This is a genomic window from Phyllobacterium sp. K27, assembly GCF_054796155.1.
In genome coordinates this window covers 1467458-1493922 of record NZ_CM139240.1, presented here as the reverse complement: position 1 = coordinate 1493922, position 26465 = coordinate 1467458, and the positions used below count along the sequence as shown (strand labels likewise).

General features: G+C 51.9%; 26 protein-coding genes. 15 read left to right on the top strand and 11 right to left on the bottom strand.

Annotated features, from left to right (window positions below; all coding sequences use genetic code 11):
- Window positions 1–2: 2 nt before the first annotated feature.
- The 9 genes from ACYJL1_RS07225 (at window position 3) to ACYJL1_RS07185 (ending at window position 7804) form a co-directional block, all read left to right on the top strand.
- A complete protein-coding gene (locus ACYJL1_RS07225; protein ID WP_460897702.1) occupies window positions 3–1154 on the top strand; it encodes a M24 family metallopeptidase in 1152 nt (383 codons plus the stop codon).
- Window positions 1155–1217: 63 nt separating this feature from the next.
- A complete protein-coding gene (locus ACYJL1_RS07220; RefSeq protein ID WP_460897701.1) occupies window positions 1218–1820 on the top strand; it encodes a hypothetical protein in 603 nt (200 codons plus the stop codon).
- Window positions 1821–1968: 148 nt separating this feature from the next.
- Window positions 1969–2901, top strand: a complete 933-nt coding sequence (locus ACYJL1_RS07215; protein WP_460897700.1) for a ribose-phosphate pyrophosphokinase — start codon at window positions 1969–1971, stop codon at window positions 2899–2901.
- A gap of 188 nt (window positions 2902–3089) precedes the next feature.
- The gene (locus tag ACYJL1_RS07210) at window positions 3090–4142 is read left to right on the top strand and encodes a type I restriction endonuclease (RefSeq protein ID WP_460897699.1); all 1053 of its coding nucleotides are present in this window, start codon (window positions 3090–3092) and stop codon (window positions 4140–4142) included.
- Between the two features lie 222 nt (window positions 4143–4364).
- Window positions 4365–5000, top strand: coding sequence for a 50S ribosomal protein L25/general stress protein Ctc (locus ACYJL1_RS07205; protein WP_460897698.1), 636 nt, complete (start codon window positions 4365–4367; stop codon window positions 4998–5000).
- Between the two features lie 24 nt (window positions 5001–5024).
- Window positions 5025–5744: an aminoacyl-tRNA hydrolase gene (gene pth / locus ACYJL1_RS07200; RefSeq protein WP_460897697.1), complete on the top strand. Its 720-nt coding sequence runs from the start codon at window positions 5025–5027 to the stop codon at window positions 5742–5744.
- Window positions 5745–5756: 12 nt separating this feature from the next.
- On the top strand, window positions 5757–6860 hold the full coding sequence (gene ychF, locus ACYJL1_RS07195) for a redox-regulated ATPase YchF (protein ID WP_460897696.1): 1104 nt from the start codon (window positions 5757–5759) through the stop codon (window positions 6858–6860).
- A 9-nt stretch (window positions 6861–6869) separates the two neighbouring features.
- Entirely contained in the window at window positions 6870–7334 is a 465-nt protein-coding gene (locus tag ACYJL1_RS07190; RefSeq protein WP_460897695.1) for a MaoC family dehydratase, read from the top strand.
- Window positions 7331–7804 (top strand): MaoC family dehydratase, encoded by a 474-nt coding sequence (locus ACYJL1_RS07185; protein WP_460897694.1) that lies wholly within the window; start codon window positions 7331–7333, stop codon window positions 7802–7804. Before ACYJL1_RS07190 ends, ACYJL1_RS07185 begins: the two co-directional genes overlap by 4 nt.
- Window positions 7805–7828: 24 nt before the next feature.
- Here the strand turns inward: ACYJL1_RS07185 and ACYJL1_RS07180 are convergent, their stop codons facing one another.
- The 6 genes from ACYJL1_RS07180 to ACYJL1_RS07155 all read right to left on the bottom strand — a co-directional run bounded on the left by ACYJL1_RS07180 (window position 7829) and on the right by ACYJL1_RS07155 (window position 15242).
- The gene (locus tag ACYJL1_RS07180) at window positions 7829–8374 is read right to left on the bottom strand and encodes an adenine phosphoribosyltransferase (RefSeq protein ID WP_460897693.1); all 546 of its coding nucleotides are present in this window, start codon (window positions 8372–8374) and stop codon (window positions 7829–7831) included.
- A 95-nt stretch (window positions 8375–8469) separates the two neighbouring features.
- On the bottom strand, window positions 8470–9339 hold the full coding sequence (locus ACYJL1_RS07175) for a cytochrome c1 (RefSeq protein WP_460897692.1): 870 nt from the start codon (window positions 9337–9339) through the stop codon (window positions 8470–8472).
- Window positions 9340–9359: 20 nt separating this feature from the next.
- Entirely contained in the window at window positions 9360–10658 is a 1299-nt protein-coding gene (locus ACYJL1_RS07170; RefSeq protein ID WP_460897691.1) for a cytochrome b, read from the bottom strand.
- Window positions 10659–10679: 21 nt separating this feature from the next.
- Window positions 10680–11243 (bottom strand): ubiquinol-cytochrome c reductase iron-sulfur subunit, encoded by a 564-nt coding sequence (gene petA, locus ACYJL1_RS07165; RefSeq protein WP_460897690.1) that lies wholly within the window; start codon window positions 11241–11243, stop codon window positions 10680–10682.
- A 185-nt stretch (window positions 11244–11428) separates the two neighbouring features.
- Window positions 11429–13279: an ABC transporter ATP-binding protein gene (locus ACYJL1_RS07160; protein ID WP_460897689.1), complete on the bottom strand. Its 1851-nt coding sequence runs from the start codon at window positions 13277–13279 to the stop codon at window positions 11429–11431.
- 130 nt (window positions 13280–13409) lie between these two features.
- Window positions 13410–15242, bottom strand: coding sequence for an ABC transporter ATP-binding protein (locus ACYJL1_RS07155; protein ID WP_460897688.1), 1833 nt, complete (start codon window positions 15240–15242; stop codon window positions 13410–13412).
- Between the two features lie 360 nt (window positions 15243–15602).
- Between ACYJL1_RS07155 and ACYJL1_RS07150 the strand changes: the two genes are divergently transcribed.
- The gene (locus ACYJL1_RS07150) at window positions 15603–16076 is read left to right on the top strand and encodes a tRNA (cytidine(34)-2'-O)-methyltransferase (RefSeq protein WP_460897687.1); all 474 of its coding nucleotides are present in this window, start codon (window positions 15603–15605) and stop codon (window positions 16074–16076) included.
- 53 nt (window positions 16077–16129) lie between these two features.
- Here the strand turns inward: ACYJL1_RS07150 and ACYJL1_RS07145 are convergent, their stop codons facing one another.
- Together ACYJL1_RS07145 and ACYJL1_RS07140 are read right to left on the bottom strand one after the other, a co-directional pair.
- Window positions 16130–17233 carry an ABC transporter substrate-binding protein gene (locus tag ACYJL1_RS07145; RefSeq protein WP_460897686.1) on the bottom strand — a complete coding sequence of 368 codons (1104 nt, stop codon included), beginning with the start codon at window positions 17231–17233 and terminating at the stop codon, window positions 16130–16132.
- Window positions 17234–17448: 215 nt separating this feature from the next.
- Complete coding sequence (locus tag ACYJL1_RS07140) at window positions 17449–17721, bottom strand: hypothetical protein (RefSeq protein WP_460897685.1); 273 nt, start codon at window positions 17719–17721, stop codon at window positions 17449–17451.
- 157 nt (window positions 17722–17878) lie between these two features.
- Here ACYJL1_RS07140 and hemF point away from each other — a divergent pair, with 157 nt between their 5' ends.
- Together hemF and ACYJL1_RS07130 are read left to right on the top strand one after the other, a co-directional pair.
- Complete coding sequence (hemF, locus tag ACYJL1_RS07135) at window positions 17879–18790, top strand: oxygen-dependent coproporphyrinogen oxidase (RefSeq protein ID WP_460897684.1); 912 nt, start codon at window positions 17879–17881, stop codon at window positions 18788–18790.
- 95 nt (window positions 18791–18885) lie between these two features.
- A complete protein-coding gene (locus ACYJL1_RS07130; RefSeq protein WP_460897683.1) occupies window positions 18886–19068 on the top strand; it encodes a DUF1059 domain-containing protein in 183 nt (60 codons plus the stop codon).
- Window positions 19069–19077: 9 nt separating this feature from the next.
- Here ACYJL1_RS07130 and ACYJL1_RS07125 read toward each other — a convergent pair whose 3' ends face one another.
- Genes ACYJL1_RS07125 through ACYJL1_RS07115 form a run of 3 tightly spaced genes read right to left on the bottom strand, consistent with a single transcriptional unit; the run spans window position 19078 to window position 21592 of the window.
- On the bottom strand, window positions 19078–20349 hold the full coding sequence (locus tag ACYJL1_RS07125) for a CCA tRNA nucleotidyltransferase (protein WP_460897682.1): 1272 nt from the start codon (window positions 20347–20349) through the stop codon (window positions 19078–19080).
- Window positions 20346–20987: a CoA pyrophosphatase gene (locus ACYJL1_RS07120; protein ID WP_460897681.1), complete on the bottom strand. Its 642-nt coding sequence runs from the start codon at window positions 20985–20987 to the stop codon at window positions 20346–20348. Before ACYJL1_RS07120 ends, ACYJL1_RS07125 begins: the two co-directional genes overlap by 4 nt.
- On the bottom strand, window positions 20984–21592 hold the full coding sequence (locus ACYJL1_RS07115; protein ID WP_460897680.1) for a DUF1285 domain-containing protein: 609 nt from the start codon (window positions 21590–21592) through the stop codon (window positions 20984–20986). Before ACYJL1_RS07115 ends, ACYJL1_RS07120 begins: the two co-directional genes overlap by 4 nt.
- Window positions 21593–21715: 123 nt before the next feature.
- Here ACYJL1_RS07115 and ACYJL1_RS07110 point away from each other — a divergent pair, with 123 nt between their 5' ends.
- Genes ACYJL1_RS07110 through ACYJL1_RS07100 form a run of 3 tightly spaced genes read left to right on the top strand, consistent with a single transcriptional unit; the run spans window position 21716 to window position 26462 of the window.
- On the top strand, window positions 21716–22723 hold the full coding sequence (locus tag ACYJL1_RS07110) for an AAA family ATPase (protein WP_460897679.1): 1008 nt from the start codon (window positions 21716–21718) through the stop codon (window positions 22721–22723).
- Window positions 22723–23637: a DUF58 domain-containing protein gene (locus ACYJL1_RS07105; RefSeq protein ID WP_460897678.1), complete on the top strand. Its 915-nt coding sequence runs from the start codon at window positions 22723–22725 to the stop codon at window positions 23635–23637. The genes ACYJL1_RS07110 and ACYJL1_RS07105 overlap by 1 nt, the downstream gene beginning before the upstream one ends.
- Window positions 23634–26462: a DUF4159 domain-containing protein gene (locus ACYJL1_RS07100; RefSeq protein WP_460897677.1), complete on the top strand. Its 2829-nt coding sequence runs from the start codon at window positions 23634–23636 to the stop codon at window positions 26460–26462. Before ACYJL1_RS07105 ends, ACYJL1_RS07100 begins: the two co-directional genes overlap by 4 nt.
- Window positions 26463–26465: the final 3 nt, after the last annotated feature.

Here is a 26465-nt window from a genome sequence, read left to right as displayed (position 1 = left end):
TTATGGCCCTTCACTTCGAACCGGAAGAATTCAATGCGCGCCGTGATCGCTTAATGATGGTTATGGCTGAGCAGAAACTCGATGCAATCCTTCTTTTCGCACAGGAAAGCATGTATTGGCTGACCGGCTACGACACTTTCGGCTTCTGCTTCTTCCAGTGCCTCGTTGTTAAAGCTGATGGCAGCAATGTGCTGATGACCCGCTCTGCCGATTTGCGGCAGGCTCGCCAAACCTCAAATATAGAGAACATCATTGTTTGGGCTGACCGCGACAACGCCAATCCTGCTGCAGACTTGCGCGAACTGCTCAATGATCTTGATCTACTTGGCTGTCGCATCGGCATTGAATATCAAACGCACGGATTGACGGCAGCCAATGGTCGTAAGCTTGATGAGCAGCTTGCGGCCTTTGGCCAACTGGTCGATGCATCTGGACTTGTGGACAAGCTTCGCGTTCTCAAAAGCCCGGCGGAGATCGTCTACAGCCGTAAAGCGGCTGAACTTGGCGACGATGCACTGGTAGCAGCTCTAAAGCTCATAAAGGCGGGTGCGGATGAAGGGGCAATCCTTGCCGCAATGCAGGGAGCGATCTTTGCTGGCGGCGGCGACTATCCCGCCAACGAATTTATCATCGGCTCGGGTGAAGACGCCCTACTCTGCCGGTACAAAGCAGGCAGGCGCAAGCTCAACAAAAACGACCAGCTGACGCTCGAATGGTCAGGCGTGTACCGCCATTACCACGCACCGATGATGCGCACCATCCTCATTGGCAGAGCAACAAAGCGTCATCAAGAGCTTTACGACGCTGCAGTCGAAGCGCTGCAAGCTGTTGAAATCGCCATGACGCCTGATTCAACGTTTGGCGCTGTGTTTGACGCGCACGCCAAGATCATGGAAGAGCATGGGCTGACCCGTCATCGCCTTAATGCGTGCGGCTATTCGGTAGGTGCTCGCTTCACACCCTCGTGGATGGATATGCCCATGTTTTATTCCGGCAACCCCGAGCGTATCCAGCCGGACATGACCTTGTTCGCTCACATGATTATCATGGACTCCGACAGCAATACAGCCATGACATTGGGCCAGACCTATCTTACAACCAATGGCAAAGCGGAAACGCTTTCACGCCAACCTCTTGACTTGGTCGTGAAATAAAACTTTTGTCAGCTTTGTTTATCAAACCGCTTTTTGCGGTTGCTTAATGGGGTTTGAGGAAAGATGAAGTTGCGTAACGCACTGATTTGCACCGTCACCGCTTTCACGATGATAATTTTGAGCGGATGCAACAGTTCTGAAAATACCTTGGGTGTTACCAAATCCGATCTGCCACCAGCGCAGAATGGTGCAGCAGTATCGACAGGAACTGATCCCGCAGCTGTTCCTGCACCAGGCACCGCGTCAACGACAGGTGCAGCTCCAACAGTCAGCGGAACGGCGGCACCCAGCGTCGCGCACACGGCAAAACTGCGTTTTGCACCTATTGTTGGTGCGCCCATTGCCGCCGCGACACCACTCTCACAACGCCTCTCAGCTCTTGCCAAGCAAAAAGGTATAGTTTTAGGCACCGCTGGCGACACGGACAATACCCATGTCATGAAGGGCTATTTCTCTGCGCTGCCCGATGGCAATCAAACAACAGTCATCTATGTCTGGGATGTTCTCGATCCAGCAGGAACACGCCTTCATCGCATACAAGGACAGGAAAAAGTGCCAGGTGGCGCGACCGATCCATGGAGCACAGTACCCGCTACAACAATGGAAGGCATAGCTGACAAGGCAATCAACGGCTATCTGACGTGGGTTTCGGGCGCAAAGACGTGACATATTTACACGTTTGAAGGCTTAACCTCATCCAATTGTGCATGAATCGCCTCTGCCTGCTTGCAATGTGCGTCAGTCACAGTAAAAGGCGCGCCATACCCTTATTTTTATTTTGGCTGACGCTCTGAAAACGTCGAGGAAATACAGCATGAAACTCTTCGCGGGCAATTCCAATCGCGTTCTTGCCGAATCTGTTGCCAAGTATCTCAACATTCCACTGGGTAAGGCAAGCGTACGGCGTTTTGCCGATGAGGAAATCTTCGTCGAGATTCAAGAGAATGTCCGAGGCGAGGATGTTTTCGTCATGCAGTCTACGTCCTATCCGGCAAATGATCATCTGATGGAACTCCTTATCATGATCGATGCCTTCCGCCGTTCGTCGGCGAAACGCATAACGGCGGTGCTGCCCTATTTCGGTTATGCCCGTCAGGACCGCAAACCCGGCCCACGCACACCGATCTCCGCAAAGCTTGTGGCAAATCTGATTACCGAAGCTGGCGCGAACCGCGTCCTGACACTCGACCTGCATGCCGGACAGATTCAGGGATTTTTCGATATACCGACGGACAATCTTTACGCCGTACCTGTCATCGCCCGCGATGTTCGCTCTCACTACAGCACTTCGAACGTGATGGTCGTCTCTCCTGATGTCGGCGGCGTGGTCCGTGCCCGCTCATTGGCAAAGCGCATTGATGCCCAATTGGCCATTGTCGACAAGCGCCGTGATCGTCCGGGTGAATCAGAAGTGATGAATGTCATTGGTGACGTCAGTGGCAAGGACTGCCTGCTATTCGATGATATTGTTGATTCCGGTGGCACGCTTTGCAACGCGGCCGAGGCACTGCTCGCAAAGGGCGCAACGAGTGTTACGGCTTATATCACTCATGGTGTACTTTCAGGCGGCGCGGTAGCCCGCATCACTGGTTCCAAACTGAAGGAGCTGGTTATCACTGATTCCATTCAGCCAACTCCTGCCATCAATGCCGCTCATAATATCCGCGTATTACCTATTTCAGATCTGATCGGCGAAGCAATTGCACGCACGGCATCGGAAGAATCTGTTTCCAGCCTGTTTGATTGAGGTTCCTTCCGCTCGCAGTCATTGGTCAATAAAATGGTTGCGAGCCTTGCATAAGTTCACCTATTCATTGAATCTGGCTTGAGTTCGCACTCGAATTCCAACTTCGAGTGCGGCATATTCTTGATATTTTCGATTCGATGCTAATAGTATAGTTTTCTATATTTACTTATTTTTTAGGAGATTCACTTATGAATGCAGTTGAAGAACACTTAAAAATTCTTTCAGACAGGGTAAAATCTCACTCCAGCTCCATGGCGACTGAGGAAGCTGTAAAAACAGCAGTGGTACTGCCCTTCCTTCGTGCGCTTGGTTATGACGTATTTGATCCCTCAGAAGTAATCCCTGAATTTACAGCGGACGCAGTGGGTAAGAAAGGAGAGAGGGTTGATTACGCAATAAAAATTGACAATAAGATTCAGATACTTATTGAATGCAAACCTATAACTACAAAATTAGAAAAGGCTCACCTCAGCCAACTTTATCGATATTTTTCAGTTACAGAAGCCAAGTTCGCCATCTTGTCAAATGGCCGAACCTTTAATTTTTATACAGATTTAATCGCGCCGAATAAGCTCGACGAGCGTCCATTCCTTACATTTGATTTGTCTGACTTGCAGGGACAGCTAATCGCTGAACTAAAAAAGTTTGCTAAAACTGATTTTGACATAGACGGAATACTAGCATCCGCAGAACGGCTTAAATACACCTCTGGCGTCAAGCTGGAGCTTTCAAAGCTTATGGAAGAGCCATCCGAGGAATTCATCAAGCTTGTTGCAGGACAAGTATACGATGGAAGAATGACCCTACCAGTGCGAGAAATGCTCGCAGGGGTCGTAAAGACTGCATTTCGAGAAGTTATCATGGATGCTGTTAAGAGCCGCCTGTCATCAGCGTTAGCGGACACAGAGCAGGTATTGGAACAACTGGAAGGCCCTATCGAGATGGAAGACCAGCTTGTTACTACTGACGAAGAAATCGAAGGTTACTTGATTGTAAAAGCGATTGTTCGAGAAATATTGAAACCCTCACGTGTTCATATAAGAGATGCCAAATCCTATTGCGCCGTGCTGGTTGACAATAACAACCGTAAACCACTTGTCAGACTTCACTTTAATCGATCAGTCAAGTATGTTGGTTTATTTGATGGCGAGACAGAAGACCGTGTTATCGTTAATACACTGGACGATATTTACGACTATACAGATCGTCTTATAGCGACAGCATCAAAATTTGTCCAATAAAATGGTCCGCGTCGATTGGCTCGCAACTTGCACAACCGTGATCTTTCCGTTATAGAGCCGCCATCCGCGTAGACACCCTTGGAGGCAACGCGGAATGAGGCGGCCGATCATCTGCTACGGAATTACCGTTGGATGGCCTTTGGGCCGCTTCATGTTTTTTGGATTGTCATTGATTTGACTTTGCAGGAACACTCCAGATTTTGAACCTCGAAAGGAAATGCCATGAGCGAAGCATACGAGCTCAAGGCCGAGGCGCGCGAACGGGTCGGTAAGGGGTCCGCCCGGGAAATTCGCCGCAACGGTAAAGTGCCAGCAGTCATCTATGGTGACAAAAAGGCGCCAATCTCGATTACCCTAGACTACAAGACGCTGTTCTACAAAATCCACGGCGGCGGTTTCAAGACGACGATTGCCAACATCATTCTTGATGGCAAGTCGATCCAGGTTTTGCCAAAGGATTACCAGCTAGATCCGGTTAGTGACAGGCCAGTACACGTTGACTTCCTGCGCGTATCGGCCAAATCGGTCGTGAACGTGCATGTACCAATTCACTTCCTTAATGAAGAGCTTTCGCCTGGCATCAAGCGCGGCGGCGTTCTCAACATTGTTCGTCATGATGTTGAGCTTCATGCGCCAGCCAATGCCATTCCGGAAGCGATCGAAATTGATCTAACCGGCAAGGTTATCGGCGATTCGATCCACATTTCCGAAGTTACTCTGCCAAAGGGCGTAACACCGGTTATTCAGGATCGCGACTTCACCATTGCCACTATTGCAGCCCCAGCTGTCCTCGCCGCAGAGGAAGAGACGACTGAAGCTGCCGAGGGTGATGAAGCAGAAGAAAAAGAAGGCGAATAATCGCCTTTACGGGGAGTTGGTCGCGTGCTGCTCATTGCAGGTCTTGGCAATCCCGGCTCCCAATATGCCCACAACAGGCATAATATTGGTTTTATGGCGGCGGATGAAATACACCGCCGCCATAACTTTTCGCCCTGGGCGAAAAAGTTTCAGGCCCTCATCGCCGATGGCATCGTTAATGGCGAAAAGGTCATTCTGATCAAACCTCAGACCTTTATGAACCTTTCCGGGCAGTCGATTGGCGAAGCCATGCGCTTTTACAAGCTCGGCCTTGGCGATCTTGCGGTCATCTACGATGAACTCGACCTTGCTGCCGGAAAAGTACGTGTGAAAATCGGAGGCGGCTCTGGTGGACATAATGGTATAAAGTCTATCGATGCTCATGTTGGCAAAGATTATCGCCGCATCCGCATCGGCATAGATCATCCGGGCGTCAAGGAACTGGTCACACATCATGTGCTTGGCAACTTTGCGAAGTCAGACTCCGAATGGCTGGAGCCTGTACTTGATGCGATTGCTGCCAATGCCGACTACATCATCAAGAAGGATGATGCCGGTTTTATGAATCGTGTTGCTCTGGCCACGGGCCGAAAAACTGAAAACATGCAAGCCGAAAAGCCTGTTGCAAAACCGGTCGGTCAAAGCCATATCCGACAGGCGCGGGCCCAAAAGCCTGCAATTAACATTCCAAACTCGGGCCCCATGGCCGATATGCTGAACAAGCTCTTCGGCAAGAAAGAATAAGGATCGCACATTATGGGTTTCAAATGCGGCATAGTTGGTCTGCCAAATGTTGGCAAATCGACGCTTTTTAACGCGCTGACAAAGACTGCCGCTGCCCAGGCTGCAAATTATCCCTTCTGCACAATCGAACCCAATACGGGTGAGGTTGCAGTGCCAGATCCGCGTTTGCAGGCAATTGCAAAAATTGGCAAATCCGCCAACATCGTCCCGACTCGTATCAGCTTCGTAGACATCGCGGGACTCGTGCGTGGCGCTTCAAAGGGTGAAGGACTTGGCAATCAGTTTCTCGCCAACATCCGCGAAGTCGACGCGGTTGTGCATGTTCTGCGCTGTTTCGAAGATGACGATATCACGCATGTCGAAGGCCGCATTGATCCCGTCTCCGATGCTGAGACGGTCGAAACAGAACTGATGCTATCGGATCTCGAAAGCCTTGAGCGTCGTATTGTTCAATTCAGGAAGCGCGCAAGCAGCAAAGACAAGGAAGCAATGACGTTGCTGCCGGTCATGGAAGAGGCGCTTGCGTTGCTTCAGGATGGCAAGCCTGTCCGTTTCATGTTGAATGGCATTGCTCCAGAAGACCTCGAAATATTGCAGGGATTGAATCTCCTCACATCCAAGCCAGTGCTTTATGTTTGCAATGTTGCCGAGGAAGATGCGGCAACCGGCAATGAGCACACCGAAGCCGTTGAGGAGATGGCAACAGCGCAAGGGGCAGAGACCGTCGTCATATCTGCGGCCATCGAAGCGGAAGTGGCGCAGCTTCCCGAAGAAGAAGCCAAAGAATATCTGGATGCCATGAACCTTGATGAACCCGGACTGGATCGTCTGATCCGTGCAGGATACAAGCTTTTGCATCTTATTACCTATTTCACGGTTGGTCCAAAGGAAGCACGTGCTTGGACTGTCGAGCGTGGTTCCAAAGCGCCGCAAGCTGCCGGCGTCATCCATACAGATTTCGAACGAGGCTTTATCCGCGCGCAAACGATCGCCTATAATGACTATGTAACGCTTGGGGGCGAAGTCGCAGCTAAGGAAGCGGGCAAAGCCCGTGACGAGGGCAAGGAGTATATCGTGCAGGACGGCGATATCATGTTGTTCCGCTTCAATACATAAGAGGCTGCAATGAGCGCTCCCCGCTATGCGTTTGAAGATTTCACGGTCGGCAGCGAATGGCCGCTGGGCTCGAAAAATGTTGAGGCTAGCGAGATCATCGATTTTGCCAGCCAGTTTGACCCGCAGCCTTTCCATTTGGATGAAGCCGCGGGAAAGGCAAGCATCCTTGGTGGATTGGCCGCTTCCGGCTGGCATACGGTATCCATGTTCATGCGTATGATGTGCGATGCTTATCTGCTCGATTCCACCTCGCAGGGAGCTCCAGGCATTGACTATGCCAGATGGCGCGCGCCGGTTCTTGCTGGCGACACATTGACGGGCAAAACAACCGTCATGGAAAGCCGCGTATCCAAATCCAAACCGTCACTTGGATTCGTGGTTTTGCGCCATGAGATTTTTAATCAAGATGGTGTGCTTGTCTGCGATCTGCAAAATACCGGTATGTTTTCCTTGCGGGAGCCAGTGGCATCATGAGCAATGATATTGAAGCGCATCTCGGTCTTGAGGTTGAGCTTGGCAGCCATACATTCGATGCTGATGAAATTATTGCGTTCGCCCAAAAGTATGACCCGCAGCGTTTTCACATTGATGCAGAAGCGGCAAAGCAAAGCAATTTCGGCGCGCTCTGCGCGTCAGGCTGGCATACAACTGCTATTTGGATGCGGCTTAATGTCGAGAGTATGAAAGCCGTTGTCAAAGAAGCCCTGAAACGCGGCGAACAGCCACCGGCATTTGGTCCCTCACCCGGCTTTGAAAATCTCAAGTGGTTGAAGCCAGTTTATGCAGGAGACACGATCCGTTTTACCCGAACCGTGAACAGTGTGCGTGCGCTTCAATCGCGTCCTGGCTGGTCGATGATGCAGATGTCCTCCGCGGCCTATAACCAGAATGGCGTCCGCGTGATGGAATTTGATAGCGCCGCTCTGATTGCGCTGCCTGATTAGGGCCGCCGACATCGTAAGATCTTATCAGTGGCCGTCGAAATCGATTAGGGTGCGAACGTTTACGCCAAGCGCTTCCAGCTTTTTTCGCCCGCCAAGCTCTGGCAAATCAATAACAAAACAGGCCGCAACAATATCGGCGCCCAATTGTTGTAAGAGTTTGACTGCTGCCTCTGCAGTACCGCCTGTCGCTATGAGATCATCGACAAGCAAAACCTTCTCACCTGGAGCAATCGCATCCCGGTGCACTTCCATCTCGTCAAGACCATATTCAAGACTGTAAGCAATGCGCACTGTATCGTGCGGCAGCTTCCCCTTCTTGCGAATAGGTACGAAGCCCGCTGACAACTGGTGTGCCATCGCCCCGCCCAAAATAAAGCCCCGCGCCTCGATACCTGCAATCTTGTCGACTTTACCACCAGCATAGGGATGAACCAATTCATCAATGGCGCGGCGGAAAGCTCGTGCATTGCCGAGAAGGGTTGTAATATCACGGAACATGACACCGCGTTTTGGATAATCTGGAATGCTCCGAATACTATTGACGAGTGTCTGCTTCAGGGTTGAATCCATCTTATGATTCTTTCATTTCTTCGCCAGGAGGGATGGCCAAAGTCCACAAAAGAAAGGGGCGCAATGCGCCCCTTTCACGATCATATTATCACCGCTCAATGCGGAACGTCCGACCAAATCCTGCGCTTTGCCAGATAGACCAGACCTGCAAACAAGATCAGGAAGATCATGACGCGGAAGCCCGTCTTCTTACGCTCTTCCAGATGCGGCTCTGCAGCCCACATGAGGAATGCTGAAATATCCTGTGAGTACTGGGACAGGGTAGCTGGCGAACCATCATCATAAGTCACCTGGCCGTCTTGCAGCGGCTGTGCCATGGCAAGCGATTTGGCAGCTATGAAGTAGGGATTATAATATGTTCCTTCCGGAATTTGCATGCCTTCAGGAGGTGTCTGGCCATATCCGGTCAGCAGCGCATGGATGTAATCCGGGCCGCCTTCCTGATACTGAACCCATGGCACAAGATCATACAGAAACTGCGGGAAGCCGCGTTCCACAGAACGAGCCTTAGCAATCAAAGAGAAATCGGGCGGGGCAGCGCCACCATTGGCTGCGGCAGCCGCTTGGACATTCGGAAACGGTGATGGGAAATGGTCAGCTGGTATAGCCTTCCGGTTGACAATCTCGCCATCGGCATTCGGAGCATCCGGCACTTCGTACTCAGCAGCAAAAGCCTTTACCTGAGCTTCATTGTAACCCAGCTCCTCAAGCGCGCGAAACGGAACCAAGCTCATTGAATGGCAAGCCGAGCAAACTTCCTTATATACTTTCAAACCGCGCTGCAGCTGCTGCTTATCATAGTATCCAAAGGGACCGGCAAAGGTCCATTTGATTTCTTCCGGATGCTTGATCGGGAAATGCGTTGGCTCGGCTGCATGGTTGGCTTCTTCGGCCGCACTCGCACCACTGAAAGCCAGCATTGCACCGAAACCGGCAGCGGCAAGACCGAGGAGGATTTTTTTCATGTTTGAGTCCTTCACGATTCTTAGGCCCTGATTTCCGGAGCAGCGGTCGCGCCAGTTGGGTGACCACCATTCTTGGTTTTGGCAAGTACCGCTTCCGTAATCGAATTCGGCAAGCGTCGTGGCGTTTCGATCAAACCTAACAAAGGCATGATGACGATGAAGAAGCCAAAGTAATAAGCCGTTCCGATCTGTGAGAAGACCGTGTAGAGGCCTTCGGCAGGGCGTGAGCCCAGCCAGCCCAGTACAATCGCATCGATGACAAACAGCCAGAAGAACAGCTTGTACCAAGGGCGGTAAACAGCAGAGCGAACTTTAGATGTATCCAGCCACGGCACCAGGAAAAGGATCGCAATAGAACCGAACATGGTCAACACGCCGCCAAGCTTCGAGTCGATTGGTCCGATGTTAAAGGTGATAGCACGCAGCATGGCATAGAACGGCAGGAAATACCATTCGGGCACGATATGCGCAGGAGTCTTCAACGAGTCCGCCGGAATGTAGTTATCCGGATGACCGAGATAGTTAGGCATGTAGAAGACGAAATAAGCGAAGAGGATAAAGAAGATGCACAGGCCAAAAGCATCCTTTACCGTCGCATAGGGTGTGAACGCGACTGTATCGGTCTTCGACTTGACTTCGATACCTGTAGGGTTCGTCTGGCCGGTGACATGCAGCGCCCAAACGTGCAGCACGACAACGCCGGCAATCATGAACGGTAGCAGGTAATGCAGCGAGAAAAACCGGTTCAACGTGGGATTATCGACAGCGAAGCCACCAAGCAGCAACTCTTGAATGGGATTGCCGATGACCGGGAAGGCTGTGAAGAAGCCGGTGATAACCGTGGCACCCCAGAACGACATCTGCCCCCATGGCAGGACATAGCCCATAAAAGCAGTCGCCATCATCAAAAGCAGAATGATGACACCAAGTATCCACAAGAGCTCGCGCGGAGCCTTGTAAGACCCGTAGTAGAGACCCCGGAAAATATGAATGAACACAGCGAGGAAGAACATCGATGCGCCATTGGAATGAAGGTAACGAAGAAGCCAACCCGAATTGACGTCGCGCATGATTTTTTCAACAGAGTTGAAAGCAAGACCCGTATCGGCGGCATAATGCATGGCGAGCACAATGCCCGTGATGATCTGCGAAACCAGCATCAACGCCAGAATTCCGCCAAAGGCATAAGCATAGTTAAGATTGCGCGGAACCGGATAAGCTACGAAACTATCGTAAAGGAGACGCGGCAATGGAAGTCGCGCGTCAAACCATTTTTCGATACCGGTATTAGGCGTATAGGATGAATGTCCACCGCTCATGTCGTGTCTCCCCGTAAACCCTTAGCCGATTTTGATGACGGTGTCGGAAATGAATGAAAGCGGCGGAACCGGCAGGTTCTCCGGCGCAGGCCCCTTACGGATACGTCCGGCCGTGTCATAATGCGAACCATGGCATGGACAGAACCAGCCACCGAATTCACCCTGCTGCCCAAGTGGAATACAGCCGAGATGGGTGCAAACCCCCACCATCACCAGCCAGTTTTCCTTTTCCTTGACCGCGGTACGATCAGCATCCGTTGCCTGTGCATCGCTTGGAAGATTGGCGTTGCGCGCAATCGGGTCCTTGAGCTCACTGAGCTGCACAGCTTTGGCTTCTTCAACTTCCTTAGGCGTGCGATTGCGAATGAAGATCGGTTTGCCGCGCCATTTTACTGTCAGCGACATACCCGGCGTCAGAGCCGAAACATCAACTTCAATGGACGAGACTGCCAGCGTGGATGCATCCGGGCGCATCTGGTCGATAAAGGGCCAAGCAAAGGCGCCAACACCGACCGCACCGGCCATACCTGTCGCAATATAGAGGAAGTCACGCCGTGTCGGCTCGGTCGTATCGTGTGCGCTCACGGGGCCTGGTCCTTTCCGAATAACAACGCAGTTGGAGTCCCCGCTTTATCAACAATAGCAGATTGGCCCATATCAATGAGCCAAGCGGAATCCCCAACATATCGGGTGGTTTCTAAGCGTGTCGCAGGGGCTTGTCCAGCCTGACAAGGGCACAAGGGCAGGATGTCGCAGGGATAACCCCGGGGTCAGTCATGGGCAATAAATCCTCCGGACTGGCGCATCCAAAGGCTGGCATAAATCCCGTTCGCCGCAATGAGTTCCTCGTGCTTACCAGTTTCCACAATACCACCTTCGTCCATCACCACTAAACGATCCAATACAGCAATGGTGGAGAGCCTATGGGCAATGGCGATGACCGTCTTACCCTGCATCAGCTGGTAGAGACTGTCCTGGATTGCAGCCTCAATCTCGGAATCAAGCGCAGAGGTCGCCTCATCCAGTACCAGAATGGGAGCGTCCTTCAGCATAACACGTGCGATCGCTATGCGCTGGCGTTGCCCGCCGGAAAGCTTGACGCCGCGCTCACCAACATGCGCATCCAGACCCTTTCGTCCTTTCTGATCACTTAAATCACTAATGAAAACATCGGCTTGTGCATTTTCGACCGCCTCTTGCAAAAGTGCTTCGGTGGCATCAGGCCTGCCATACAGAATATTGTCTCGCACGGAACGATGCAGCAGCGACGTGTCCTGCGTGACCATACCGATATTGGCACGCAGCGAATCCTGCGTAACGTTCGCTATATCCTGACCGTCAACGACAATCTTCCCGCCTTCGAGATCATAAAACCGCAAAAGCAAATTAACGAGAGTTGACTTTCCTGCGCCCGAGCGCCCTACAAGCCCCACCTTCTCGCCAGGGCGGATCGATAGCGACAAACCATTGATAACCGATTTGGCACTGTCATAGTGAAACTGGATATTTTCGAAGTTGATCGAGCCCTGCGGCACCACCAGTTCTTGTGCACCTGGTTTGTCAAGGACCATCACAGGTTTTACCAGTAGCTCTTTAGAGTTTTGTATCGTGCCGTAGTTGCGCAAAAGGCCATTCAGGTTGGCCATCATCCGGGTAAGCAACATACTCAGACGCAGCACCAGTCCCAGAGTGAAAGCCACTTCACCCGATGAGATTTCTCCGGCCAGCCACAGGTCTATCGATACATAGGCGACCGTGCAAATCATGATTCCGCTGGTAGACGCCAATGAAATACGAATACCGCTCAAGCCTCGCGTCAAGGCGGTGATGGCACGCAACCAACGATCCATGCCCCGACGGATATAGGCATCATCGCGGCTTGCCGTTCCAAACAGTTTCAATGTCTGAATATTGCTATAACCATCCACGAGTTGGCCCATCGCGACGGAACTGCTTTCTGCCGTTTCGCGCGCCGCCCGGCGCACGCGCGGTAGGAAATAACGTGCGGTCAAACCAAAAACAGCGAGCCATGCGATCACCACAGATGCAAGACGCCAATCCAATCTCCCGATTAGAAAAAGAGTAGTGGCGCAATAGACGACACTAAACCAGACGGCCTGCAGCAGCGTAACCATAAAGTCACCAAGCGCCTGCCCCGTGGCCCAGACCTTCGTAACGATACGTCCGGAAAAATCGTTCTGAAAAAAAGACAGGCTCTGGCGATAGACGATGCCGTGAGCTTGCCATCTAACGAGATTATTGAAGCCGGGAACGATTGCCTGCTCTTCAACAAGCGCCGCAAGTGAAAGCACCAGCGTACGACCGATCAATACCGCCAAAAGCATGAGAAGAAGTGCTATCCCATGCTCGTCTATCAATCCGCCCCATCCTTCAACGCGATCCGTCGAGGACAGGATATCTATGATTTTTCCGACAAACCAGAAAAGCCCTGCTTCAAAAAATGCAATAAGCCCGCCGCAGACAAGCATCGCAAGAAATACATATTTTTGTTGCCGGACATAGAACCACATGAATGCCAGTGTGTGATTTGGAACACGGTCAGTCGGAGCCCTGGCGTAAGGATCAACCCAGCTTTCGAAAAGGGTAAATAGGCGCTTCATGCAGACCACATCAGTGCGGAATCCTTGAGGCTTGTTAAACCAAATCGGCCGTAACAAATGGCGACCAATAGAGCACTTTCCGTTGAGTCCTGACGGTCGTCAAATTAAACTTGCTTCACTCAACTGTCTGCTAATCATCCATTGCCAAGAAGCCTCCGGATTGGCGTGCCCACAGATCAGCATAAATACCACCCGCCGCAATAAGTTCATCGTGACTACCGCTCTCTACAATCTGCCCCTTATCCATGACAACGAGGCGGTCAAGCGCTGCGATGGTGGAAAGCCTATGCGCAATGGCAATGACTGTCTTGCCCTGCATCAGGCGATAGAGATTGTCCTGAATTGCGGCTTCCACTTCTGAATCGAGCGCCGACGTCGCCTCATCCATAATAAGGATAGGTGCGTCTTTCAACATTACCCGGGCAATTGCAACGCGCTGACGCTGTCCGCCAGAAAGCTTGACGCCGCGCTCACCCACATGAGCATCAAAACCACGACGCCCTTTCGGATCGGAAGCAGCTTCAATGAATGTATCTGCCTGCGCATTCTTGACCGCTTGCCTCATCAACTCTTCAGAAGCATCCGGTCTGCCGTAAAGCACATTGTCTCTGATTGAGCGGTGCAGCAGTGACGTGTCCTGGGTGATCATGCCAATATGTTCACGCAATGAATCTTGCCGAACTTTCGAAATATCTTGCCCATCAATTGTGATTTTCCCGCTTTCGAGGTCGTAAAATCGCAGCAGAAGGTTTACGAGCGTGGACTTTCCTGCGCCTGAGCGTCCGACCAATCCGATTTTCTCGCCTGGCTTGATCTCAAGAGACAGCCGATCGATGACACCGGCGCCCTTACCATAATGAAAACCGATTTTATCAAAGGTAATGGCACCAGCTCGCACATCAAGGTTGGGAGAATCAGGCACATCCATGACTAATCGGGGGAGCGAGATGGACGTAATACCGTCTTCCACTGTGCCGATATTTTCGAACAGCGCGGACATTTCCCACATGATCCACTGCGACATGCCGTTAAGACGCAGCACAAGACCTATACCCACGGCCACAGCACCAACAGAGATCGCTGCGCCAAGCCAAAGCCAGATCGCTATAGCGCTCACTGAAAATAGCAATAAGCAGTTCATCGCGTAGAGAGTCACGTGAAAGCCGGTCACCATGCGCATCTGGCGATAGGCAGTAGACAGAAAATCCTGCATCCCCTCGCGGGCATAGCTTTCCTCCCGTTTGGAATGGGAGAAAAGTTTGACAGTCGCAATATTGGTATAACTGTCGACAATTCGGCCCGTCATCGATGAGCGGGAATCAGCCTGTGCTTTGGATGCAACCTGCAACTTGGGTATAAAATACCACATTAGCCCTATATAGGACGCCAACCAAACCAAAAACGGCACCATGAGACGCAAGTCGGCGGCGGCGGCAATAATGAGGGTGCCCGTGAAATAGACGATCACATAATTGAGCACATCGAGCAGTTTCATCACCGCTTCACGCACAGCCAATGACGTCTGCATCAGCTTGGTGGAAATACGTCCCGCGAACTCGTCCTGAAAAAAAGTCATTGATTGGCGAACCACATAACGGTGCACCATCCACCGAATTCGCATCGGATAGTTACTTAGCAAGGTCTGGTGGATAACCAGCGAGTCAAGAAGCACGATGCCAGGCATCACAATAAGGACGATGCCTGCAAGCAGGGCCAGTTTCCAGCCTTCGTCTGCGATGAAGGTTTCACGCGAGTGATTGGATAACCAATCAACGATGTTGCCCAGAAACGCATACATCGACACTTCGAGAACTGCGATCAGCGATGTACACACCGCCATGATGGTAAGCCACGGCCAGACACCACGCGTATAGTGCAGGCAGAAGGCTACCAGAGTTTTTGGTGGCTCACTCGGTTCAGCAGAGGGAAAAGGCTCAAGCCTGTCTTCAAACCAGCGGAACATTGTCGGACCTCTTTCGGCATCGGCAAGAAATTATACCCGGCATGAATTGCCGAATCTGGTTGGGGAGAATCGCATGGAGTAATTTGCAATCGCCAACCATTGGAACGAATGCGGATTGTGTCTTGAAGAAACTAGATCGTATGAATTGACACAGCACCGCTTGCGAAACCGGCCAAGGCTTCCATTGATGGGGCCATCCGGTTTGGAAGAAGTCGGGGAAGTTCGGGCATCGACACCTTCAAATTTTTCTCAAGCGTTGCGGTGCAACCCCTATAGCGATTATGAACGTCAAATGCGAGGGGCCAATCTGCATCAACGGGGATTCGTTTAGCCAATTGTTGTCAATGGAGCACGCCGTACGTGACCAATAGTAGTTCGAACTTGCGAGTAGCACTTTATCAGCCCGACATTCCCGGGAATACGGGTACTATATTGCGCATGGCCGCTTGTTTTGGCATCGGCGTTGACGTGATTGAGCCTGCGGGTTTTGACATTTCCGACCGCTCCCTCAAGCGCGCTGGTATGGATTATCTGGAACAGGTCGCCCTGACACGCCATTCAAACTGGGAGGCCTTTCAAAACTGGCGGCTCGGTCAAAATCGCCGTCTGCTTCTATTCTCGACAAAAGCTGCAACGCCCTATACAGAATTTTCGTTTCACGTCGGTGATATTCTACTGCTAGGGCGAGAATCGTCCGGTGTACCAGAGGAGGTGCACCAAGCGGCAAACTCGCGATTGATCATTCCCATGGTCGAGGGCGCTCGTTCTTTGAACCTCGCATTGTCTGCCGCAATAGCCACGAGCGAAGCACTTCGGCAACTGCATCCTGTATAAGAGAAAGACGCCGCCGATCATTAATGATCGGCGGCGTCTTTGATTGCGCGCAACTAGTCGAGCTGAACCGGTTTACCGTCTTCCCACTTATAGAAGACGAAAGCTGGTGTCGTCAGGTCGCCCGTTTCCGAGTAGGAAAGATCGCCAACAACTGTCGGTAGCGCTTCGCCGGACTTTATTTTCGCAGCAACTTCCGTTGGCTCTGACGAACCGGCCTTTTCGATACCTGCGGCGATTACTTGCAAGGCGGCATAGGCGTTCAAGGTAAAGGCCTCAGCTGGAATATTCTTGGCAGTGAGCGCTTCTACAATCTTTGCAGCGGCAGGGTTTTTCGTTGGATCAGCACTATTGGTAAACAACGTACCGGCAGCAGCTTCACCGCCAATAGCCCAATATTCGGTATTTGACAGACCATCCGGGCCAATCAGCTGTGCCTTGATGCTCTGATCTGACAACTGACGAGCGATCAGACCGCCTTCAGCGTGATAGCCACCGAAGTAAATGACATCGGCCTTCTCGGACTTAATACGGGTAATCAGTGCGCTGTAGTCCTTTTCACCAGCATTAATGCCTTCAAACACGACCTCATTCACACCGCCCTTATTGAGAACAGCCTTCAGACCGTTACCAATGCCCGTGCCATAAGGCGTCTTGTCATAGATAATGGCAATACGCTTGTCTTTGAAATTATCAAGAATGTATTTGCCAGCAACATCGGCCTGCTGATCATCCCTTCCGCATGTGCGGAAAACGGTCTCAAGGCCACGAGTCGTCAGTTCTGGCGTTGTAGCAGTTGGCGTAACCATTACGATGCCATTCTCGGCCAATACGTCCGACACAGGCATTGCCACGCCAGACGTTACAGGCCCAACGACAAACTTGATGCCTTCGCCCACAACCTGGTTGGCTACGGAAACGCCCTGCTTCGGTTCGCCCGCATCATCAAACACCTTGGTGACAATTTTCTCACCCTTGATGCCGCCTGCCGCATTGATTGCCTCAGCCGCGCTTTCAACACCATTTTTTACCTGCAAACCGTATGCGGCAACTGGACCTGTGACAGGCGCAATGATACCCACAATGATGTCAGATCGGGCAAATGATGTCATTGCCATAGTGGCTGCCAGAGCCACTCCAGAGATCAATGATAAACGCATATTATCCTCCAATTATTGTGCGTCCCGGAAGATTCTCCGGTGCTGGAAAAAGTTCTACTGGCTTTAAAATAGACTGTCAGCACGATTCATCTGAATTAGCGAGAAATCGCCTGAAAACCCGCGATAATTTCAAAAGGCGATCGATTTTGGCCAAATCCCGATCATTTCGTTGAAGAATTCATCAATTTTATTGTTGTTTAGTGCCAAAATGCGATTTAGTCAGCATTGGGCAGTCGTCGCATGGTAAACTCGATAATATCTCCCGGACGCTCGTACCAGCTTTCAATCTCCGTCCAATATGCCGCCTTGGGGTATTGAGCAAACCATTCCTTCGCTTTTTCGCGCGCTGCAAGGCGCGGAAGCTTGAAACTCTCGCGAACGAATGCGCCGCGCTGCGGCCCCACATCTTCACGGCTTTGCCTCAATCTCTTGCGCAGACCGTCGAGAGGCGGTTTCGGAAACTGCGACTTGGGTGCTCTGGAAACCATACTCGTATCCTTCACTGAGCCCTACACGTCATAGATTATGTGGAGGGCCGCCGAAAAACGAGTCATTTTTTGTGCATTCGCGAATTGGGTAAACAGCTTTGTCTTTTGGCTGCAATCTCTTGTGCTATTGTGCTGGACAAACAAGGATTCTCATCTCATGGACCGTCCCGACATACTCGCCATCCTTCCAGAAGGGCTGGAAGAAAAGAAGACAGTAGCGACCGGCTGGTTTGCTGAACTGCGCGACAAGATTTGCGCAAGTTTTGAGCTATTGGAAGATGAGTTGGAGGGACCTCTATCTGATCGTGCGCCTGGTCGATTCAAACAAACGCCTTGGAAGCGTGAAGGTGATGGCGGCGGAGGAACCATGTCGGTGATGCATGGCCGTGTTTTTGAAAAGGTCGGCGTTCATATTTCCACAGTTCATGGCGAGTTCAGTCAGGAGTTTCGCAAGCAAATACCCGGTGCTGACGAGGATCCACGCTTTTGGGCCTCAGGAATATCGTTGATTGCACACCCACAAAGCCCGCTTGTACCTGCAGTGCATATGAATACACGAATGGTCGTGACGACACGGCAGTGGTTCGGTGGCGGTGCCGATTTGACCCCTGTTCTGGAACGCAAGCGGCAAGTGGACGATTCTGATACGGTAGCGTTTCATAAAGCGATGAAGTTTGTTTGCGATAAACATTCTGCAGTTGCCAATCACGAAAAATTCAAATCCTGGTGCGACGAATACTTCTACTTGCCGCATCGTAATGAGCCCCGCGGCACGGGCGGCATTTTTTACGATTGGCTGCATTCATCCGAAGAGAACGGGGGATGGGACGCAGATTTCAATTTCACACGCGATGTAGGCCGAGCATTTTCAGTTGTTTATCCCTATCTCGTCAGACAAAATTTTAATCAGGATTGGACCGATGCCGATCGTCAGGAGCAGCTTGTCCGGCGCGGTCGCTACGTCGAGTTCAACCTGCTTTACGATCGCGGAACGATCTTCGGATTGAAGACCGGAGGCAATGTCGATTCCATCCTTTCTTCCATGCCGCCGACAGTGAAATGGCCCTAGAAGGGATTTCGGGGGATCAAATTGAGTTATAATGCGTTATAGTCTCTACCGTTGTGAAAGAGTGCATTTGTGCACTTACAATAGGGAGAGAAGCTATGAAAGAACTTCATTGCATTGTTCCCGGATGCCAGTGGCACACACGTCACGACACCGAGGCTGAAATCATTCGCCGGACGACAGAACACCTGCGTGAAACTCATGGCGAGACAACCATTCGCGAATCCATGCTGGACACAATCAAAGCCAACATCCAGCCTGAAAAGGGCAAGGCGGCCTGATCGTCTTGTCTAATCTGTAACGGCAATCTCCGGTATTCGCGCCAAAAGTGCCTCGCGTTCCAGCGCGAAACCGGAATTCACCCATTCTTCTTCGAGTTTCCGTTGAATTTGGCCAATTGCCGGCCCCTTAAGTCCACTCTTTGCTACAATATCGCCGCCGGAGAGCGGAAATTTTGGCCGCTTGTAGTTTGCAATATATGCAAGCTGTTTTGTTAAGTGTCCAGCGCGCATCATGGCGTTATTGTCAGTCATTGCTTGACCGCGTGCGCTAACGATTGCCAAGCGCAGCCGATCTTCAATAGCTTGGACATTGCTGCGATAAAGCTTCTTGGTGAACCCTATTTCGGATATTTCCGCAGCAGGAAGCGTCGCATCTGCCCAGTTTTCGAGCCGCTCGCGCTCGCTATTTGACAGCTTAAGCCTGGCCGCCATTTCGGCTATACGCCCGACGTCTGGAGGAATGATACTAGCAAGGCGTAATATAGGGTCAACGTCCCAACGCAAATCCTGCTCAGTAATGACAAGACCGTGAATGCTATCAATACCCCACTTTTCACTTTCCGGCAGCACCGCAGACAGCACACCGGCCTGCCGCATCCACAATAAAGCTCGCGATGGATCGGGGGCCGCAAGAAGTTTTTTGAGTTCCGACCAGATGCGCTCTGCCGAAAGTTGTGCGAGACCCTCTTTCAAACGTGCGCAGGCTATCAGCCCTTCGCTTTCCGGACGACCTTTTCCATACCAGGCAAAGAAACGGAAAAACCGTAATATACGAAGATAATCCTCCCGGATGCGTTGCTCCGCATCCCCAATAAAACGAAGAGTCTGACTTTCTATATCCGCAATACCGCCTACCAAATCCGTAACCGTGCCATCGGCATCAGCATAAAGTGCGTTGATGCTGAAATCCCGGCGTTGCGCATCCACTGACCAGTCGCGGCCAAAGGCCACCTCAGCATGTCGCCCATTGGTACTCACATCAGCGCGTAGACTCGTAACCTCATAAGGCTTGCCGTGACTCACAACGGTTACTGTCCCATGATCAATACCGGTTGGGATTGCTTTAAAGCCTGCACTGGTTGCTCGTTCTAGCGTTATTTGCGGTAAACAAGTTGTCGCAATATCAATATCGGATACGGCTTGACCGAGAAGAGTATTACGCACAGCCCCACCGACAATGCGTGCTTCATCACCACCGGAAGACAATACAGCCAGTAGCGATTGCAGTGATGGTTCATTCAGCCACTCTGCCTTGCCTGCGATGGAAACTATCTTGCTCACTTGTAGAGCCTTTCATAAAGCGTTCTAATAATACCCGCGGTCACGCCCCATATAAAGCGATCCCCAAACGGCATTGTATAATAAAAGCGTTCCTCGCCCTGCCAAATTCGGCTTTCACGGCGGTGATTGGCAGGATTCATCAAGAATGACAAAGGTACCTCGAAAACATCCGCCACTTCATCAGGATTTAGCCTTAAGTCGAAGGGCGGAAATACCAATCCGATGACAGGCGTGATCGAATAGCCTGTCGTTGTCAGATAACGCGGAAGACGGCCTATCAACTCAACATTGCGGCGTTCCAGTCCGATTTCTTCATGGGCCTCACGCAATGCCGCCGTCTCAGCCTCATAATTGTCTTCCGGGTCAATTGCACCGCCGGGGAATGCGACTTGTCCGGAATGCTTGCGCATGTTTGCGTTTCGCAATGTCAGAATGACATTCGCCTCTTCGCCGCGATCGACGATCGGCACAAGCACCGCCGCATCCCGCAAAGGATTGGCAGCAATCAACATGTTAAGGTCGGGGTTGAGCACATGGTCACCATGATCGACCTCTCCATCCGGACGGCCCTTCAACCCCATGCGTCGTGCAAACGAACGTGCTGAAAACCCTTCAGTCAAAGCCGCATTCTCGCTCATCGACTTTGCTTCTCAAGTTCACTGGCAGGCATGATCGGAAAGACAGTATTTTTTGAACGGACTGCAAACATGGTCCTGCCGTCAATTTCGATCTCCTCACCATAATTAATCAACTCGTACATTACAGGCCGCGCAAGCAGGGCCTCGAGGCGACCCCGCACCAGTAGATAGGGTTTCAACCCACCATTGTCCTCATCAATGGTAAAGCGAAGAGGATTGCTCGAACTGGCCTCAACGATATCGCCGACATTGGTGCGGAATGTCATTATTTGAGTGCCAGCTACGCTCGCGACGTTCAGCTCAACAGCGAGAAAATGCGCATCCTCAACGCGAATACCGACCTTCTCGACAGGAGTAACAAGATAGGTTTTTCCATCTTCATCCTTGCGCAACACCGTGGAAAACAACCGGACGAGCGGCTGCCGTCCAATAGGGGTACCCATATAGAACCAGGTCCCGTCGGCCCTTATCTCCATGTCGAGATCGCCGCAAAAATCCGGGTTCCATTTGTCGACGGGTGGCAGCCCTTTTCCTGTAACCACGGCACGGGAGATGAGTGCTTCAAGCCCTGCTGCGTCTCCCGGTAGCTTCGTTGATTTTGCCATAGCCCCGACCTTTTTTCTGTATACGTCACGAAATAGTCAACGTTGGACCGCTTGTCAGCATGTCATAGTGTTTTAGATTCATTTAAGAAAGAGTCTGAGCAGATACCAGTTAAGAGGTGACCCATGAGTGTGATTAAACCTGAGGTATCGGTCGATCCGAAGGAGATGATCGCAGAAGCCGAGAAGGCTCTGACAGATATCGCCAGCATCAAAACGGGTATTGGCAAAGTCATATTCGGTCAGGAAAGCGTCATCGAGCGAACACTTGTCGCGCTTCTGGCTGGTGGACATGCGCTTCTTGTCGGCGTGCCGGGTCTTGCAAAAACCAAACTGGTTGAAACCTTGGGCACAGTGCTCGGCCTTGACGAGCGCCGCATTCAGTTCACGCCTGACCTGATGCCATCCGATATTCTGGGCTCGGAAATCATGGAACAGGATGAGCATGGCAAGCGGACTTTCCGCTACGTCAAAGGTCCGGTTTTTGCGCAATTGCTCATGGCCGATGAAATCAATCGCGCGTCACCACGCACGCAATCTGCATTGCTGCAAGCCATGCAAGAGTATCATGTAACAATTGCTGGCGAGCGCTATGACCTGCCGCAGCCTTTTCACGTTCTGGCAACACAGAACCCGCTGGAACAGGAAGGCACCTACCCTCTTCCAGAAGCCCAGCTCGATCGATTCCTCATGCAGATTGATATCCTTTATCCGGAGCTTGAAGCTGAGAGGCAGATCCTTCTCGCGACAACCGGAACAACAGAAGCTGTTGCGGAGAAAGTCATTGATGCCGAGCGTCTCCGCACAATGCAAAATCTCATTCGACGGATGCCGGTCCCCGAAGGTGTGGTCAATGCAATCCTCAATCTCGTTCGGGCTGCACGCCCGGGCGCGGATAATGAGATGGCAAAAAAATTCATCTCGTGGGGTCCCGGTCCTCGTGCAAGCCAAGCCTTGATGCTCTGTGCAAGGGCGCGAGCCCTCTACGATGGTCGTCTTGCTCCATCGGTGGATGATGTGAAGGCGCTTGCTGAACCAGTCCTGCAACATCGCATGGCATTGACCTTTGCCGCCCGCGCCGATGGTATGAATGTCCGGGATGTCATTGGAAACCTGACCAAGGCCGCGATCTGATGGCAGCTATCGGCGCGCAGGTCCAAAAGACTGGTACGGGAGACGCGCTTGCGCGCGCGCGCCAGCGCGCCGCGCTTCTGCCCGATCTGCTCGTCGAGGCACGCCGAATTCTCAATACGGTAAATACCGGATGGCATGGCCGTCGTAAGAGCGGTGTTGGTGAAAGCTTCTGGCAGTTCCGACCCTATGCAGAAGGCGAAGCTATATCGCGCATTGACTGGCGCCGCTCTGCCCGCGACGATCGTACCTACATTCGCGATCAGGAATGGGAAGCAGCTCATACAGTGTGGCTATGGGCCGACCCCTCACCTTCAATGTTGTTCAAATCCGAGCAGGCACAAACCTCAAAAGAAGCGCGCTCGCTTGTCATGATACTGGCTCTAGCAGAGTTATTGTCACGCAGCGGTGAGCGGATCGGCTTTCCGGGTGTTACCGATCCGACTTCGTCACGAAACGGTGCTGAACGCTTGGCCACCTCCCTTGCTCATGCCGGCAATCTCAGCGCTAAACCGGATCTCAGCCGGATCAAGCGTTTTTCGGAAGTTGTACTGGTGAGTGATTTCCTTGATCCTGTCGATGAAACAATCTCTAACCTGGAGAAACTTGCTCATTCCGGTGCGCGTGCGCATTTGATCGAAGTTTATGATCCAGCTGAAGAAGATTTTCCCTATCGGCGCAGAACCGAATTCGTTGATCCCGAAACGGGATCAACGCTGATTTTTGGACGCGCAGAAGATTATGCCGAAGAGTACCGGCGCTTATTCTTTGCCCGCCGTGCAGTATTAAGCGATTTTTGCAAGCGGATCGGCTGGAGCTATACCACCAATCGCACAGACCGGCTGGCGTCCGAAGCCCTTGTATCAGTCCACATGAACATGACCGCCAATGTGGGATATCAGGGAGGGGCATCATGAATGCACTTCCCCTGGCCTTCGATGCGCCATTGCTTCTGGCAGGCCTTGTCGTTCTTCCAGTTATTTGGTGGCTGTTGCGAGTGACGCCACCGCGTCCGGTCATGGAAATATTTCCACCGCTAAAAATACTCGCGCAGCTAAAGCAAAAAGAAGAAACGCCAAACAAAAGCCCTTGGTGGATAACCCTTCTGCGGCTTTTGCTTGCCGCCTTCATTATTCTCGCACTCTCGGAACCGATCTGGAATCCCCGTGCTGAAACTATGTCAGGAAAGAATCCGGTTGCCATTGTGCTTGATAATGGCTGGTCCTCAAATGAGGAATGGACTGCCCGTAAAGAAACTGCTGAACGGTTGATTGCCGATACGAAAAATAATGGGGCACTGATCTATATCGTCGGGACAGCGGAAAAAACAAACATCGAAATCGGCCCATTTGACGCGAATGCTGGGTTGGAGCGTCTGCGTGCCTTGACTGTGCGGCCCATTCCTGTTGATCGCCCACAGGCTTTTTCCCGTCTCAAGGCAGCCTTGGCAGGTGCGAAAGGTACGCGGCTGGCCTATCTCAATGATGGTGTGGATACACCGCAAGCGGCAGAAGCAATCAAATCGCTAGAAGGCTCCAATATTGCCTCGATGGTCTGGTATCAGCCATCCATAGGTTCTCTGGTTGCCATAAGGCAAGCCACGAACAATGCAAATGGCCTCACTGTTCGCGTTGTGCGCTCAAATGCTGATCGCAGCTCAAATGCAATCACCGTCGGAGCATTTGATGAAAAAGGTCGACGGATTGCCGATACGGGAATTGTATTCAATGCTGATGAAACCACTGCCGAGGCAGTGATAGCTGCGCCCTATGAGCTACGGAACGATTTTCATAGTCTGCGTATCGACGGCACAGCCCAGGCCGGTGCTACCTATTTAATCGACGACAACAACAAGCGTCGCCGAGTTGCCCTGCTCTCCGGATCACAAGGAGATCTGTCACAGCCCCTGCTATCACCACTCTACTACATCTCGCGTGCCCTCGAACCGTTTGCGGATCTTCTCAATCCGCGCAGTGCTGAACTGACTCGCGCTGTACCGGAGCTGCTGGAACAAAAACCCTCCGTGGTGATCATGGCCGATATTGGCAAACTTCCGGCTGAAACCGAACAAACCTTATCGGACTGGGTGAATAAAGGCGGTACGCTCATCCGCTTTGCAGGCCCGCGCCTTGCTGGTGCTGCGAGCGAAGAAGACCCTTTGCTGCCTGTAACCCTGCGTAAGGGTGAAAGGTCATTGGGCGGTGCGCTCTCATGGAAAGAGGCTCAGCCTGTCGCAGCCTTCCCCTCGAATGGCCCTTTCGCCGGTTTGCCAACACCACAAGATGTAACTGTAACGCGGCAAGTACTGGCCGATCCAGCTTCCGATCTCTTCGAAAAAAATTGGGCCAATCTGGCCGATGGAACTCCGCTTGTGACAGGTGAAACGCGCGGACGTGGACAGCTTGTCCTTTTTCATGTCACGCCGCAAGCAACTTGGTCCAACCTTCCAATTAGCGGCAGCTTTGTCGATATGTTGCACAGAATTGTCTCTCTTTCGGCAAACGCTGGAACAATTGCATCGGATAATGCAAGCAGCGCGCGCGCCTTGCCGCCCTATTTGACGCTCAATGGCGAGGGTACCTTGATGCCCCCCAATCAGGATACCAAGCCACTGATTGCTACAGGCTCCACCCCATCGGTTACGTTCGAAAATCCGCCCGGTTTCTACGGCGTAGAAGACGCGATGACCGCGCTCAATCTTTTCAAACCTGACAGCGAGATCAATCCGCTTGTCCGCCCGGAACTGAATTTTCCTATAACGACAGCACGCTATGCTGTTGATGAATCGATACCCTTGAGAGGACCGCTTTTTGCTCTTGCAGCCGTTCTGTTGGCGCTTGATGCACTTGCCATTCTCTGGCTCGGCGGACATTTGCGCCGACGATTGCGGACAACGGCGGTGGCTTCGTTGGCAATTCTCCTGCTACCTGCCCTTATTGCCTTCACTCCTACGCCCGCTCAAGCTCAACAAAATGACAACAAGCCCGGTGATCAGGCAATCCTTGAGGCTATCAATGTGACGCATCTGGCCTATGTGATTACCGGAAATAGCGCTGTTGATGATATCAGCAAGGCAGGCCTACTTGGACTCTCCCGAGCATTGGCAGACAGTACTGCACTCGAACCCGGTGATCCCATAGGCGTCGATCCTGCGCGGGATGAGCTTGCCGTCTATCCATTGATTTACTGGCCTGTGGACGCCGCAGCCAAGATGCCTTCCTCTGAAGCGATAGCCAAAATCGATGCTTATATGCAGCAAGGCGGCACTGTTCTGTTTGATACGCGCGATCAGGACGCAGCTGCATTCAACCTCGAGAACTCAACAACGCCTTCTACCCAGAGGCTACGGGACATTCTCTCAGGCCTGAACATACCTCCGCTGGAACCAGTGCCAAGCGATCATGTTCTCACCAAAACATTCTACATTCTGCAGGATTTTCCTGGCCGTTACCATGGCAGCCCTCTTTGGGTCCAGGCATCGCTCAACGAAAACAGGCGTTCCGACCGGCCTGTTCGTGCTGGCGACGGCGTGTCGCCTATCATTATCACCGGCAATGATTTTGCAGGGGCTTGGGCAATTGATGCCAATGGCTCCCCTTTATTGCCAACGATTCCAAATGATCCCGTACAGCGGGTCCATGCTTTCCGGACCGGCATTAATATTGTTATGTATATGCTGACAGGCAATTATAAATCCGATCAGGTGCATGTGCCGGACCTCCTCCTGCGATTGGGGAACTAGGCA